Genomic DNA, 14192 nt, shown 5'->3' with positions numbered 1-14192 from the left:
TCCCGCATGGCCGCTTCGTGCCCGCGATCGACGGGCTGATAGTATTCCCGGTCGACACCGAGGTAGTCCAGATCCGCGATCCCATCGGGCTGATCATGAGCGTATTGGTAGCCTTCGCCGTGCCCGAGTTTTTCGGCGCCCGCATAATGAGTGCAGCGAAGCATCTTGGGGACAGGGATGACGTGCTGATCGCGCACGTCTCGTCGGGCCGCCCCGATTGCGGTGGTGGCCGCATTGCTTTTAGGTGCCAACGAGAGATACGCAACCGTCTGACTGAGTGTGAGTTGGGCCTCTGGCAACCCGATCATCTCGCATGCCTGCATCGCCGAAACGGCAATCACTAAGGCTTGGGGGTCTGCATTGCCCACATCTTCGCTGGCCAAAATCACCAGCCGGCGGCACAGGAACCGAATGTCTTCGCCGCCCTCGAGCATGCGAGCGAGCCAGTAAATGGCGGCGTCAACGTCGCTGCCGCGGATGCTTTTGATCAGGGCGCTCGCCAAATCATAGTGGTCATCACCGGTCCCGTCGTAACCGCCGACGCGGTTGGTCAGCGATTCCATCGCCACCTCACGATCGACCCGCCCCCCCTCGGCGACCACACTTTCGACAGCGACTTCGAGCGCCGCCAACGCCCGACGAGCATCTCCGTCGGTAGCCGTTGCCAAGAACTCGATGGCGTCATCGGTCACCTCGACGCCGCGCCCACCCAATCCCCGATCCGCGTCGCCGACGGCCCGCCGCAATAGATCGGCCAGCTGTTCCGCCCCGAGCGGCTCGAGCGCAAAGAGTTGGCTACGGCTGATCAGTGCTCCGTTAACGGCAAAGTGCGGGTTGCTGGTTGTCGCTCCGATCAACGCGATCACCCCCCCTTCGACATCGGCGAGCAGGGCATCCTGTTGCGATTTGTTGAAGCGATGGATCTCGTCGATGAACAAAATCGGTCGCTTGCCACCCGCCGCAACTTCATCGGTTGCCTTCCGCAGCACCTCACGGACCTCTTTGACGCCACTGTTGATCGCATTGAGCGAAATCAGTTGGGCATCGGTTTCCGCCGCGATCAATTTCGCCAGCGTCGTCTTGCCACAACCGGGCGGACCATGCAGGATGATCGAACCGATCCGACCGCTGGCAATCAGCCGTCGCAGCAATTTACCGGGACCGAGGATATGATGCTGGCCGGCAAACTCATCGAGCGTTTGCGGTCGCATCCGCGCCGCCAACGGCTGGGCGGCAAACAAATGATCGGCTTCTTGCTGTGCAAACAAATCCATGGTGTCCACCGGAGTGACCGTGAGGCGTATGAAAAAAATGTTGGGCTATGCAGCGATCACGATCGGTGTCGCGATCACCGGACGCTTGTTCTGGATGATCGACGATTGGAGCCGTGATTGGACCACCAACAACGCCCGTTTGTCGATGACCAATCCGGACCCATTGCTGCATCCCTTCAAGGTCGATGGCGACGTGGGCTCCGTCACCGCGAAAATCAAGGACTGGGTCGACCGCCAGTCGGCATGGGACATCATGCCGTCCGATGACATCATGCCGTCCGATGACATCGTGCCGTCCGATGACATCGTGCCGTCCGATGACATCGTGCCGTCCGACGCGCTCAAGGACACGGCGGACAACGGCCTGCGCCTACATCTAACCCGTACCACGCCCGTCTTGCACTTCACCGACGATATCTGGGTGGAATTGACACCCTCGGAGACCGCAGCAGCCGACGCACCGCAAACCCGTGTCGACGCGTCGAGCCAATCACGCGTCGGCAAAGGTGACCTGGGACAGAATCCGCGAAATTTAAAATTGCTGCGGATCGGTATCCTCGGCGAGTGAGCTCGCAGTGCTCAAGTGAGCTCGCAGTGCTCAAGTGAGCTCGCAGTGCTCAGACGTCGGGGGGGCCCACTGTCCCGTGCGGCACCGAATTTCATGCTCGGGTTTTATGCTCGAAGTTCACGCTCGGGACAATGGTCCCAAGCTACCGAGACGACGGCCGTGGAGGCGTTCGGGGCGGTGGCTACTGCCGTGCGGCGGGATCCTTCAGCGGCATCCAGGCAGCGTCTTGTTCGCTGCTGGCGACGCACTGTTGGATAAACAGCATCCCTTCGACGCCGTCGTAAACGTTGGGATAGACCGTATCACGCCGCTCGAATGCCGATCCGCTGGCCCGCAGCGCGATGTCATCGAAGACAGCGTTGTACAGATTGGCAAACGCCTCATAAAAGCCTTCAGGATGGCCGGCCGGCAGCCGGCTCGACGCTTCGGCCAAGGGTGTCATCGTGCCGGTGCCGGGGCTGCGTGTGTAGATTTGATGCGGCTGGCCCCGTCGCCGCACGACCAGTTCATTGGGTGATTCTTGCCGCCATTTCAACGACGCCAGAGTGCCATCGACTTCGAGTTCGAGATCGTTCTCGCGACCATGGGTGACTTGCGACGCCGTGAGCACCCCGATCGCTCCCTCTTGATAGCGGATCACGGCGGTGCCGTAGTCGTCCAATTGGCGTCCCGGCACAAAGGTCTTCAGATGGCAGCTGACGGATTCAGGCAATTCACCCGTCACATAGCGTCCGAGCTGAAACGCGTGCGTTGCGATATCGCCAAAGGTTCCCGCAACACCGCTCTTGGCAGGATCGGTTCTCCAGGCCGCCAGCGCGCCGCCATCGTCTTCGCTGGTACCGGCGAGCCAACCTTGTATGTATTGACAACGAATCGCATTGATCTTGCCGAGCTCCCCCCCCAGGATCATCTCCCGGGCTTGGCGAACCATCGGGTAGCCAGTGTAGTTGTGCGTCAATGCGAACACGACATCTGAATTCTCCACCGTCTTGAGCAACGATTCCGCTTGCGCCAAATTGAGCGTGATCGGTTTGTCGCAGACCACATTGAACCCAGCTTCGACGGCCGCTTGGGCGATCTCGAAGTGGGTGTGGTTGGGGGTCGCGATGCTGATGAAGTCGACTCGTTCGCCGTCAGGCAGTCGGGCCTCGGCATCGAGCATGGCTTCATAGCTGCCATAGGTGCGAGACTCGTCGACGCCGTAGTTCGGTGCAGCCTGCTTGCTCCGCGCCGGATCACTTGAAAACACGCCCGCGGTCAGTGTGCAGCGATGATCGAGCTCCGCCGCGATGCCGTGCACCGGGCCGATGAACGAACCCGGCCCGCCGCCGACAAGACCCATGCGGAGCTTACGATTCAGGGGAGGATTCAGCGCCATGTCAGTTCTCGGTGGGAGGGCGGAGGTATGAGAAACAGTGGATTCTGCAATCGTAAAGTTCTCAGGCAATCAGTACAATGATGCCGTCAGGTGGCGATCTCCAGCGGCGATTTTGCTGTGCTGAGGGCACTCCCACCACTTGCCTTCCCCTATCAAGCGGTCCTGCGATGCACGAAAACCCCCTCGAAACGACCTCCATTGCATCTTCTCGACCAAGCACCTGCTGTGCCATGTGGCAGTCGCCGAATCGACAGCGGTACATCATGGCCGGCTTGGTTGCCACGACGACCATCGCGATTCTGGCGGCGGCCTACTTCGCCGGTGCGGCCCACCAAGCCAACCAAACGTCCGCAACCGCGGAGGTGACCTGGCAAGGACTACCGATCGCCAATGCGACGGCCGCGGTGTCGAGCGAAAAATTCTCGATGTGCACCGGCCCGCTCGCCGATTCCAACGAAGCCTTGTTTGTTCTCGACCATAATTCGGGGCTGTTGCAGTGCTCGGTACTCTATCCCCGCATCGGCCGTTTCATGGCCAGCTACACCGTCAATGTCGCCGACGCGTTGGGCATGGAAGCCAAGGGTGGCGGTTACATGATGGTGACCGGCACTTCCGATTTCCTCTCGGCGAGCAATCGGCCGATCGGCCGATCGGTGGTCTACGTGCTCGATACCACGACGGGCAATTACGCTTGCTATGGGGTCCCGATCAACCAGAATGCGATGAAAGCAAACCAACCGCAGCAGGGCGTTTTGTTCTTGATCAGCCAGGGCGCCGCCAATCCCGTCATCGACCGCGATAAGCTGCGATAGAACGCCGTACGGGATGGGGTAACGCGAGCCACCCGGCCGCTCACGCGACTCGGCTCATGAAATCAACACGCCGCGAACAGCATCCACTACCGCATCCGGATCGGCATGTTGCTCTTGGTAATCGCCTCGGACGCGTAGTTGTCGACCTCGTTGACGTCCAGCTCCGCCCGGTAGTGCTCCGTGCGCACCACCTCGATGTCCCCGTTCGCGTTCTCCGCCACCGCCGCACCATGGTGGCGGGTCAATTCGAGCATCGCTAAAAACCAACCAATGTATGCTGACTTGTGCTGCCCCGGCTCGATCATATCGATCAGTTCGACCCGCTCGCGGTCAGCCAACACCTTGTGGATCCGCTGCATGTAGACGTGGATCGGCGTGTCGTCATAAATCACCTCCGTCGCCGGCGGTCCCGCAGCCTCTCGCATGATGCGGCCAAACGCGGACACCAAGTCCCAGATTTCGAGCTCGACGATGGGTTGATCAGCGGGATCGTTTCGCCGTGAGGGCAAGTCATCCGAAAGTCGTTCGAATCGCGTCTGCCAACGCGTCGACATCTCGTCGAGCACCGAGGCAGCATCGCGTATTTCTTTGTACTCCAACAGCTTGTGGACGAGTTCGTCGTGCGAGTCCTCGATCACTTCCTCGGCGTCGTCGTCCTCAATCTTCGGCAGCACCGCCAGGCTCTTCATCTCCACCAGCGTGGCGGCGAGATCGAGAAAATCACCGACCTCGCCCAAGTCCAATTCCTCCAAGAGGTCCATGTACTCGACGTATTGCCCGACGACTTTTGCAAGCGACATCTCCGACAGACTCAACTCTTGCCGCCGGACCAGGTACAGCAGCAGGTCGATCGGACCTCGGTAAGCGGGCAAGTCAATGCGAAAGATCATGGCCCGGCACGGGGTTGAAACGGATGAAGTGATGGGTGCTCATAACGTCTGTGGACCCTACGAACCCACTGCGCCAACGAGGCCATCGATCACACTTCAAGATACCAAAGAATGGATCACCGCCGAAACGCATGCCACCAAACTCGACAGCACGATGGCCCAACCGGCAACCCCACGCAGTACGACGCTGGCAGGTTGCCGCATCCGTACCCAGGATTCCCGGAAACACATCGCGGCGGTATTGCCCTGAGCGGCCATCCCACTGGCCCCTGCCGGCAGAATGCCACGACAGGACCGTGGTGGGCAGATCACCCGCCAGGCCAGTCCCAGCAGCACGACCAGGGTGGTGATCGTCGCCGCCCTGGCACTGAGAGACGCCGACGGCAGCCAGGATCGCGCGGCTGTGATTTGGATCGACGCATTGATCGCCGCCCGCCGGGCCTGGTCGTGCTGGTGCCGATTGGCCAGCCACGTGGTCGCCGTTGCTTGACGCTGTGCCCAGAAATCTCGCCAGCGAGTCAGCTGTCTTGTCGCGTCGATGCTGGGGTCGCTGGCCTTCGATCCAGTGGATACGGTGCGAAACACCGATTCGGTACCCGGCTCTCGGGCCATTTCAAGTTCCGCCTGCTCGGTACAAGCGGCCGCGTAAAACTCGGCGGTTTCTCGATACCACTGCATCCAGGCAACATCCGGCGTCCGATCGGCGCTCAGTCGCTGCACCAAATCGTCACGCAGCTGGTCCGCCGTCTGGCTAGTCTCGTTGACCTGGTAAGTCGATTCTCGCCCGTCCGCCTGCTTGATCGCGACCGTGAACGCCCGCCGATTCGCTTGCGCACCGGCCTCCGGCCCATAGGTCTGCCCCAACACGCAAACGAGCGTGAAACTGGCCAAACCTACCAGTACGATGTCGATCAGATAGGAGCGTGTGAGCATCTTCAACTGAAAACCATGACAAACACGGATGGGCCACAAGACATTCGATCAGTCACTTTTCGATACGAAACTATCACTCCGTTCCGCAACGCGTATATTGTATCGGCGAGCGGCGATTCCGCTGATTAGTAAACCTAGACCGATTAGACGATTTGGCGGCCACGCTATCGAAAACATGATTGATTTTCAGATCAAGATTTGCGGAATCCGCTCGGCCGACGACGTCGCCGCCTGTGCCGCTGCCGGAGCCGACTGCATCGGGCTGAATTTTCACCCCCCGAGCGTGCGTTATCTCGATCCGCAGGGGGAGCAGGTGCGGCGCGTCAACGACCGCGCCGCCGCCGAGGGGCTCGTCCGTGTCGGTCTATTCGTCAATAAATCCGCGGACTCGATCATCGATATCGCCCGCTCGCTGAGCCTCGACGCGGTCCAGCTCCACGGTGACGAAACCCCATCGCTTGCCGAGTCGCTGTTGCACTCCAGTCTCCCGGTCATCCGGGCAATTCGCTTGCCCACCTCCCCCATGTCGCCCACCCAGCTCCAACAGATCATCGGACCGTGGGCCGATCTCCCCGTCACGCTGCTCTTGGACGCCGACGCGGGAGCAGCCTACGGAGGCGGCGGCCGACAACTCGATTGGCCCTCGGTCGCTGCTTGGAATCAAGAAACGTCCCTGCCGGACGACAGCCCTAGCTGGATTCTCGCCGGGGGGCTGAACTGTGAAAATGTCGCCCAGGCCCGCCGGATCAGTACGGCGGCCCGCGTCGACGTGGCCAGCGGTGTGGAATCGAGCCGCGGCGAGAAGTCGGCGGAATTGATTCGGAGATTCGTCGCCCAGTGCCGGCCAAGGGGCGTTGACGAATCGCCGTAACTTTCGCAAACTCTGCCTGCTGCACCAAAAAAAGCACCTCACGAACCATCGCGGCCGTGGCGGAACTGGCAGACGCGCTAGGTTGAGGGCCTAGTGGGAGTTAATCCCGTGGAGGTTCGAGTCCTCTCGGCCGCATCAACGAAACCCCGTGATTCACGGGGTTTTTTTGTGCCCCGACGGAACCTGGCTGCGTCCGTAAACTCGCCCCGATGGTCAGGAAGGGACCCTGGTTTCCCACGCTTGCCCGAATAGTCCGTCGCCCAATTCTGTCTCAGCAAAACCGTCTCGCAGCCCGTCCTGCTTACAAACGCAGGAAAAAACGTCCCGCACAAAGCCAACCCAAGTCCCCCCCGAACACTTGCCCCGCCCCGAGCGTGGCGTCGACCTACCGATGACCAACCCGAAGAACGGTCCAGTCTAAGAGAACACCCCAGCGGAACGAACAAACACCGCGAGGTGGGAACCACGAAAGACACGAAAAGTCAGCGTCGGTCAGTCGTCGCCGTACAACTGCACGGTTTTCCACTGGACTTCCGAGCGACCGCTGGCACCGCGGGCATTCTGGACCAAGCCGATCGCATTGACGGTGAATTCATTCTCAATCGGCACTCGCGCCAAAACGATGCTCTCGGCCTCGTCCGGCAGCGAGTAGAGGAAGTAGATCGTTTGGGCCAGTACCGCGATCCGCAGCTCATCGATCGAATCAATCGGGATCGATCGAACCGGGCGATAGACCAGCTGCCCTAAATGATCACGGCCGACCGTGCGGCAATTGAGCTCCTTGGTCCCATCTTGTTTGTAGCGAAGCGAGAGCGTGACCTCGACCAACTCTGCGGTTTGATTTTCACGGATGCGGCCAACGCCATCGTTCGAATGAGGCGTTGTCAGAAAACGTAGCGTCACATCGTTGTTGGTCGATGGCTTGGTAGATGGATCGATGTGAATGATGTGCAAGTCGACTTCTATGTCCAAGTCGCCTTTGACCTGGCAGCGTTTCAGGATGTTGGCCGATTCAACGTCCCCGGATGCTTCAACGAGCAATCGAAATCCGGGCTCGTCCGGTGCAATCGTGGCGTGTGGGGTGAACTGCCATTCGAGACCTCCCTGACCGGCCGATTCGCCGACATCGCCGGTCAAGTCCTTCAAGTGCTCGCGGTTCTGATCAAGTTGTTTGACCAGTTCCGCGGCACTCATGCCGTCGGCGGGCAGCACATAGGTTTCGATCTTTTCGGCACGCACGTGCAGGTCACTCCACGTGACGCTGGTTTCGAGGCCTTTCCCAATTTCCGCGATCAAGCGGATACCCTGGGCCTCGACCGGACCGGGCGGAACGCTGGCCCGACCGATGACGCGTTCGTCGCTGCCGTCTGGCGCCGACTGCAAGGCGGTTACCGTGTTTCCACGCCGTGCTAATCGCAATCGACCGGCAACCGAATCGTCAGCGAGTTGTCTGCCTCCCAAGTAAACCTTCTTTCCATCATCGTTCATTTGCTGTCCAGCGAGGGCCAACACATGCTTGCCGCTGCCACGCTCGCGGCGCCGATGAATCGTGACACGGCTCCGATCATGGTTGTCCAGAAGTACCATCAAACCGACCCCGCAATGCCACGTCGGCTTGCCGTCGCTGATCTCTAAGTCGTGGTAGCTCACGTCGATGTCAAAGTCACCGCTGACCGATACGCAGGCACGAATCTCACGAACGCCCTCGGTCATGCTCTTGCGATGCCGGAGCCCATCGGGCGTTCTCTTGATTGTGGCCGGGTCACCATTGATATCCAGCCACCGAAAATCCGTATCCACAGCCAGAACGGGACTCCATTGCTGTGGCAGTTTCTCTCGGCTCTCGTTCAATGACGCGATCATCTCATCACCCCAGCCGTCCGGCGTGAAATATGCCAGGGCAACGGTAACGACGATCGATTGAATGAGCCGGGCGTGCATGGTGATCATCGATTGTTTCACCTCAAAAACGGAGCGAACGCTGGGCCGCTATCAACGTGGGGTTGCGAGGGGTTATTACTTGCGATCGCTTTATTGGAGCGTGTTGTTTGATTCGGGCGTGTAGTCGCCAAGCGACGGCAGCTGATAGCCTCGGACGCGAGGCCGAGGCTATGCGTCTGTGAAGCCGTTTGAACAGTTCGGTGGGATACGGAGGGACACGGTCACTGATCCGCGGTGGTGTTCTCGGGAAAATACCTGCGGACCCACAGCAGGTATCCGATGAAGATGGCAAAATTCACGGAAGCAATCAACGGAATGTTTAAATCCAACACTCCCAATTTCTCCATCATTTCTAACTGCTCAGCCGGGAACTTCATTTCTCGGTATAGGTCCATCAGGCTCACTCGCGAAAAGCTGATCACCGTCGACAAACCTAATAGGACAATGGCAGCGAGCGTCACCCACCAAGCCTCTTTCTTTAACTTGTAGGTTGCCCAAGACAGATAGCCGAACAGCAAACTGAGTCCGAGAAAGAACAACGCGCCGGGGATACCTTTGATGATGATTCCAAAAAATGGCGTCACAAAGCCATAGCTGGCTGACCAGACCACCGAGGTGGCAGCGAATCCTAGTAATAGGCTCAGTGACAGTACTGGGAGCGGACAGTGGTCGGTCCAGCGAACGACCGGATCCATGGTGTGGCAAGTCGCTTTCACATCCGATCGCCCGTAGAACAGGATGAAAATCCCGGGCAACACCAAGTACATGCAACTCATTGCAATGAACATGACACCATAAATGATTGACGCCAACTGCGGCGGAATTGGCTTGCCCTGCGCAGCACCGATGTCGGCCATTTTTGGCATCCACACAAACATCATGCCCAGACTCACGATGCCCATCGCCAACCACATCCACGCCAGTACCAACGTCAGCGCACGGGCCCAGCGTCGAGCCCGAATGGAACCGATGCCCAACCAGACCAGCGTGATGGCGAGAGCCGCATACAATCCGGCCGCAGGGATCATCTGTGCCATCGATGTCCCGCCCTGGGGGTTGGCCACGACCGACAACAGCATGAGAGGAACCAGCAAAGCCGAAAAACCGCCCATGATAATTTGTATCAATCCGTATACCGAAAGCCCGAAGCTTCGATCTTTCAATTGAGGCGCATCCGCCGTTTGACCTTCGACGCTCGTATCATGCATTTTTTTTAATCTGAATAGAAGTCGCTGGCGCGATGGCATTGAATCAGACGTCTATTCTAACGTCACGGCCGGTTTGCGTGTGCAGCCGACCCGCCTGCCATCGACCTACGCTCAGATCTCAGAGACCGCATGTGTGATCCACCGTCAGCGTGCCGGTGTGCGCGAAATAATCGGTCGTCATGTCGAGAGTGACCACCCAAACTTGCCACGCTCACTTCGAACCAGCCCATCCTCCCGAAGCCATCCAGACCGCTTGTGAATCGCAACTCCTCCTTTTCTTGGGCCCACGATCCACGCGTGGCCCCTATTTTTCTCTACTTGCGGTCGTTTTATTAAGGCATATAGTCGCCAAGCGACGACAGGTGATAGCCTCGGACGCGAGTCCGAGGTTAAGCATCGCCACGATTCCACTGCCAAGTCGCGAAGCGACGACAGGTTGCGGCGTCAGCTTCGGTCAATCGTCGCCGTACAACTGCACGGTTTTCCAGTGAACTTCGGAGCGACCGCCGGCACCGCGGGCATTCTGGACCAAGCCGATCGCATTGACGGTGAATTCATTCTCAATCGGCACTCGTGCCAACACAATGCTCTCGTCCTCGTCCGGCAGCGAGTAGACGAAGTAACTGAGGGACACAGTTAACTGAGGGACACAGCACTTTTCACTCGCAATTGTCTAGCCGCAATCAATGCGAGCCGTGCAGGGGATGCGAAATCTAGGGGAGCTGCGAGTTTTCAATGATGTATCCTTCGTTAAAGTGCTATGTCCCTCGGCGTCTTGATGTCCCATGGTCGACCGACGGCTCCGCCCGTCGTGAGCCTCCTCACCACAGTCTGCAGCTTTACCACCCGACACGCTGCTTCATCCACCAGCGCCTCGATCCGCCGCTGGACCGACGTGTGATCGCTCTGCTCCAGCATCTTGGCCATCGCAGCCCGGATGGGATTGAGGTCCACATATGCGGCGCACGCCAGCAGCGAAGACTCATCAGCCAGCCGAGTAGCGTGATACCTATTCTTGGAAGAATCGACCGTTTTGCTCGTCTTCACCGTTGGCCCGCATTGCCACACGCTGGCACAACAGCCGCATCCACCAACTGAAACTACTCAATCGCTTGCGGATTTCCGCTCGCTTGATCGGGCAACCTGCGATGGACTTGATCTCAGGAACCGTCGGCTTCATCGATGAACCGTCCGCTTGACGTCGCTGGGGACATAGCATCAGCCAGCGCCTGGCCACTTCTTCATCACTCCAGCTTGCCACGACATCCGGCCGTGACCTGAGTATCAGATGAAAATGATTCGACAGAATCGAAAAACAGAGCAGATCGACCCCGAAATAAGCAGCGAATTGCCGCAGATACTCCTCAATCCAGACCTTCCGATGGTCGAAGTTTTTACCCGAGACCGGGTCATCACCTAATAGAAAACACCTGCGACAAACGCGGGTGTAAACATGTGCCACCGCTACCTCGTCGGGATCAAAGATCTCGCACCGTGCCATTCGAGACATCACACACCTCGCATTCTCAGGGAAACTGCCGAAAGCGTCAAACTCAGACAACCCCTCGTGTGGCCGTAGTCAAACTACACGACAAAGTGCTGTGTCCCTAATGTTTGCTATGCGCCGTCGATCCGTGATAGTTGATTCAGAAGCGATTCCCTAGAGTACGACGACGGCAATCGCTCCTCCGGCACAGCGTTGAATACAAACCGATCAGTTGCGTCTCCGCGTTCCACGAAACCACGGAGTGCTTGTGAATCAGGCAGCACTCCGATAAATAAGTCCGGAATCTCACAAAACTCGGTGAACCGTTTCATAGTGCCTTGGTCGGAAAAGAGCGGGACGGCCTGCTGATTCCGAACGATTACTCGGGGAACCTTTGTCTGACCATCTATGAACTGGAATTGGTTTGATCCTAGATCGTCGACCGGCCCGGACACGACACAATAGATGGGAAATAAGTCAACATCGGGCAGGACGACTTCAATTGCTGACTCGACGGCAATCGCAAGGCCGAGAATCCATTCTTCTGGCAACCCAACTCTCCCGTCTGGTGGCAATTCTATACAAGTGCGATATTCGCTATCTGCTCGGGTCGGCGTTAAATAGACCTCATCCGGCCAACGAGCCTCATGTATCATCCCACAGCGCCAAGTTGCGTAGAAGATGTCCTCAAGCGGGACATTTTCAGTGGCTCTAATTCCTGGCAATTGCGTCGTGGATGGGAATCGCAGCGGCGCACAAGTCGCTCCATTCGTAATCGTAACAATCTCGTCGCAAACAAAACCGGTGAATGCCGCCCTATCGGAATGCCCATCTTCTCTCGGCCGACGGATGCGAGAAACGCCGGCGGCCGCTATAAAGATAAGCGCTGCTCCGTCCTCCTTCAGATCCTTCTGCCATAGTTCTCTGGCAGCTCGTATTCGTTTTTTTGGCCCATCCATTACTCTATATCTCAGTAAGCATCATTCTGGATTATCGCATAACGCCCGGGATCAGCGGGCGGCGGGAGTTGGCGTTGGCGTTGATCTCACAAGAAACCGCATTACCGCCGCTCCGTTGCAGTACGCCCAACGATGGGCGTGATCTTGTGGGGTGCAAGTCCCCTGTACTTAGTTCCGGTTCCTTCGAAGGGAGTCATCATACCAGATGGATAGCTCATAAGAAGCCAGTACGAGGCGAGGGCAACTGCGGCGAGGTGACAGACCGTGGAGAGGAAGCCTGCGAAGATGATCGGTAAGCCAGCGAACCACACGTGCTGGACGTCTTCTCGCCAAGACCCTGCCAGGTTACGAACAGAAACCTCATACGAGGCCGACGACTCCAGGCGAGCGGGCTGCTGACCGCGAAGCCGAACCGGAAGAAAGAGCGGAGGTAGATGAGGAGCTCGGGCAGGGACAGACACGTGTCTTGGTGCGATCAGGACACTGACTGAGGGACACAGCACTTTTCACTCGCAATTGTCTAGCCGCAATCAATGCGAGCCGTGCAGGGGATGCGAAATCTAGGGGAGCTGCGAGTTTTCAATGATGTCTCCTTCGTTAAAGTGCTATGTCCCTCGGCGTCTTGTTAAAGTGCTATGTCCCTCGGCGTCTCGTCCCTCATCGCCCGACCAATAAACCGGAAAACCATCGCCTGTGGCCGGTGGGAACCGGCCCTACTCGCTCGCGACACCGTGTCGCGTTGAGACCAGATGCCGCACATGCTCACAAATCGTCGCTGTAGCCTGCTTCCAGGTACAGCCGGGCAGCTTCTTGGTAGGCAGGGTCCCAGCCGAGTTCTTGTAGCAGATCACGCCTTTTCTTGAGGTACCATTTCGGTTCAATGAATTGACGGCTTACCTCGAGTAATTCCAACGCGCGCCCATTCTTGCCTGCTCGCCGCAACATCCGATCCTGAAGGAGAATGAACTCGGGCCGGTCTCGACTCGCTTGTTCTATCAGCCGTTGATAGGCAGCGATCAGCTGTTGATCATAATGATCTGGATTTGAGATCGGCCATTGCTCTCGCACGTCGGGCAATTCGCGATAAGCCAACGCTCGGCCGAGTCGGTATCGCGTGTACGCCAGGACCCAAGCTGTCGGTGTCGCTAGCTGCTGCGACTCCGACGACAACGGACCGGAAAGGGCTTTTTCAAGTTCTCTCGCCAATCCGATGGTTGTCCGCAAGTGTTCTTTGCGTTCATCGTCGGTATCGACCGCAAGCAACCTCGCCTGCAAGGCAATCATCTGTTGCCAATCATTGGGGTCGATTCCTGCTGGCCTGATCAGCTCCGCAAGCACTGGTTCCTCGACCAGTGCCAATTCGTCCGGTGCATCTGTCGGCGCGAGAGGCATGCGTCCAGGTTCCCATCGACGAAGCCATTGTTGCCTCGCGACGTACTCCAAACGCTGGTCGTCAGAATCCGCCTTTTGAATCTTCTCGGCGATGATCGCCAATTGTTGGCGTCGCCAGTTCTCCGCATCGATCGCGTTGGGTTCTGCCGCAGCGGCACCGATCGCCCACGACGCCAAAACGAGGACAACGATCCATTCGCACCATGAGCGTCTGGGTCGTTGACCGGCCAATGTGTTTGGGGAGTATCTAGCCATCTTGCGATCAACGGTGGAGGGGCGAGGGAACACGAGTAAGCATACCAGTGGAATAGATAAGCATCGCGTGAACAACACGTGACGGATTCCCCTGTAGCCACCGTCGCCAAACGGTGGGCCCCCACGCTCTGGCGAGCGTAGCGACGTCCGTTGTCCGTTGTCCGTTGTCCGTTGTCCGTCACACGATGCGAACGGTGGCCGAAACGGTTATGCCATTCATCCTGG

At 58.3% G+C, this 14192-nt stretch carries 13 protein-coding genes and 1 tRNA gene (1 of these 14 cut by a window edge); 4 read left to right on the top strand and 10 right to left on the bottom strand.

Annotation, left to right across the window (positions count from 1 at the left end; translation table 11 throughout):
- Positions 1–1274: the 5' portion of a replication-associated recombination protein A gene (locus SH410x_RS29585; protein ID WP_473673372.1), read on the bottom strand. It extends 46 nt beyond the left edge of the window; 1274 of the gene's 1320 nt are visible here — the first part of the coding sequence; it begins with the start codon at positions 1272–1274; its stop codon lies off the left edge, out of view.
- A gap of 28 nt (positions 1275–1302) precedes the next feature.
- On the opposite strand from SH410x_RS29585, the gene SH410x_RS29580 reads away from it, so the two are divergent.
- Positions 1303–1842 (top strand): DUF1499 domain-containing protein, encoded by a 540-nt coding sequence (locus SH410x_RS29580; RefSeq protein WP_473673369.1) that lies wholly within the window; start codon positions 1303–1305, stop codon positions 1840–1842.
- Between the two features lie 181 nt (positions 1843–2023).
- Here SH410x_RS29580 and SH410x_RS29575 read toward each other — a convergent pair whose 3' ends face one another.
- A complete protein-coding gene (locus SH410x_RS29575) occupies positions 2024–3220 on the bottom strand; it encodes a Gfo/Idh/MocA family protein (protein WP_473673367.1) in 1197 nt (398 codons plus the stop codon).
- A gap of 167 nt (positions 3221–3387) precedes the next feature.
- Between SH410x_RS29575 and SH410x_RS29570 the strand changes: the two genes are divergently transcribed.
- Positions 3388–4032, top strand: a complete 645-nt coding sequence (locus tag SH410x_RS29570; protein ID WP_473673366.1) for a hypothetical protein — start codon at positions 3388–3390, stop codon at positions 4030–4032.
- Between the two features lie 86 nt (positions 4033–4118).
- Here SH410x_RS29570 and SH410x_RS29565 read toward each other — a convergent pair whose 3' ends face one another.
- Positions 4119–4922 (bottom strand): segregation and condensation protein A, encoded by an 804-nt coding sequence (locus tag SH410x_RS29565; protein WP_473673365.1) that lies wholly within the window; start codon positions 4920–4922, stop codon positions 4119–4121.
- Positions 4923–5018: 96 nt separating this feature from the next.
- Complete coding sequence (locus SH410x_RS29560) at positions 5019–5855, bottom strand: hypothetical protein (RefSeq protein WP_473673363.1); 837 nt, start codon at positions 5853–5855, stop codon at positions 5019–5021.
- A gap of 175 nt (positions 5856–6030) precedes the next feature.
- Here SH410x_RS29560 and SH410x_RS29555 point away from each other — a divergent pair, with 175 nt between their 5' ends.
- Together SH410x_RS29555 and SH410x_RS29550 are read left to right on the top strand one after the other, a co-directional pair.
- Complete coding sequence (locus SH410x_RS29555) at positions 6031–6726, top strand: phosphoribosylanthranilate isomerase (RefSeq protein WP_473673361.1); 696 nt, start codon at positions 6031–6033, stop codon at positions 6724–6726.
- A 50-nt stretch (positions 6727–6776) separates the two neighbouring features.
- Positions 6777–6861 (top strand) — tRNA-Leu (locus SH410x_RS29550).
- Positions 6862–7218: 357 nt separating this feature from the next.
- On the opposite strand, the gene SH410x_RS29545 is transcribed toward SH410x_RS29550, so the two are convergent.
- The 6 genes from SH410x_RS29545 to SH410x_RS29520 all read right to left on the bottom strand — a co-directional run bounded on the left by SH410x_RS29545 (position 7219) and on the right by SH410x_RS29520 (position 14000).
- Positions 7219–8676, bottom strand: coding sequence for a DUF1583 domain-containing protein (locus tag SH410x_RS29545; RefSeq protein WP_473673359.1), 1458 nt, complete (start codon positions 8674–8676; stop codon positions 7219–7221).
- A gap of 212 nt (positions 8677–8888) precedes the next feature.
- A complete protein-coding gene (locus SH410x_RS29540) occupies positions 8889–9875 on the bottom strand; it encodes a hypothetical protein (RefSeq protein WP_473673357.1) in 987 nt (328 codons plus the stop codon).
- A 454-nt stretch (positions 9876–10329) separates the two neighbouring features.
- Positions 10330–10509: a hypothetical protein gene (locus SH410x_RS29535; protein ID WP_473673355.1), complete on the bottom strand. Its 180-nt coding sequence runs from the start codon at positions 10507–10509 to the stop codon at positions 10330–10332.
- Positions 10510–10884: 375 nt separating this feature from the next.
- Positions 10885–11385, bottom strand: coding sequence for a transposase (locus SH410x_RS29530; RefSeq protein WP_473673353.1), 501 nt, complete (start codon positions 11383–11385; stop codon positions 10885–10887).
- Positions 11386–11492: 107 nt separating this feature from the next.
- Positions 11493–12320, bottom strand: coding sequence for a hypothetical protein (locus SH410x_RS29525; RefSeq protein WP_473673350.1), 828 nt, complete (start codon positions 12318–12320; stop codon positions 11493–11495).
- A gap of 762 nt (positions 12321–13082) precedes the next feature.
- Positions 13083–14000 carry a hypothetical protein gene (locus tag SH410x_RS29520; protein ID WP_473673349.1) on the bottom strand — a complete coding sequence of 306 codons (918 nt, stop codon included), beginning with the start codon at positions 13998–14000 and terminating at the stop codon, positions 13083–13085.
- Positions 14001–14192 lie beyond the last annotated feature (192 nt).

The organism is Rhodopirellula sp. SH410 (genome assembly GCF_055811895.1).
The sequence above is the reverse complement of the archived record's forward strand: the minus strand, read 5'-3'. Positions and strand labels throughout refer to the sequence as shown.